Origin of the sequence: Eubacterium sp. An11, assembly GCF_002161065.1 — a bacterium.
Taxonomy (GTDB): domain Bacteria; phylum Bacillota; class Clostridia; order Lachnospirales; family Lachnospiraceae; genus Anaerobutyricum; species Anaerobutyricum faecale.
This window is the reverse complement of the sequence record NZ_NFLV01000101.1, coordinates 1-641: the sequence shown is the minus strand read 5'-3', so window position 1 is coordinate 641 and position 641 is coordinate 1. Positions and strand designations below refer to the sequence as shown.

At 51.6% G+C, this 641-nt stretch carries 1 protein-coding gene; it reads left to right on the top strand.

Annotation, left to right across the window (positions count from 1 at the left end; translation table 11 throughout):
* Positions 1–641, top strand: a 641-nt coding sequence (locus B5E53_RS18770; protein WP_162611988.1) for an ATP-binding domain-containing protein, incomplete at both ends; no start/stop codon positions are given.

Below are 641 nucleotides of genomic sequence, written 5' to 3'. Positions count from 1 at the left end.
CAATTGATCGGCTGCGGGCTGATCCCTGTGACGGTGCTGGATCTGGTATTCCGCCAGGGAAAGACCAGCAACATCCACTTAAATGCCCGTAAAATGTTGGCAAACCGGACGGATTTTGGGTTTGGCGATGATTTCCAGTTTATCTCCTGCAATTCGGCAGATGAGACAGCAGCCATGGTACGCCAGCTTTACCAGGAAGAGGCCGCAAGGAACGGCCTGGACCATGTGCAGATTTTGACACCCTATCGGGTAAAGACGGTAAACGGCGCTAACGAGCTGAACCGGAGCCTGGAGGACCTGATCAATCCGCCAAGTCCTGGGAAAAAGGAACTGTCCGCAGGAGGGCAGACCTACCGGGAAGGGGATAAGGTGCTTCAGAACAAGAATACGTTGATGGCCAGTAATGGGGACCTGGGAAGGATTACGGATTTTTATACGGATGAGGAAGGAACCGTAAAAACGGTGATCGAATTTCCGGATGGACGTGTCGTGACCTACGAGACGGAAGATCTGGAGATGATTGAACACGCCAATGCCATTACCATACACAAGTCCCAGGGATCCGAGTGCGATATTGTCATCATCCCCTGGGTGAGAGCCTTTTATATGATGCTGAAGCGGAATATCCTGTACACAGGCAT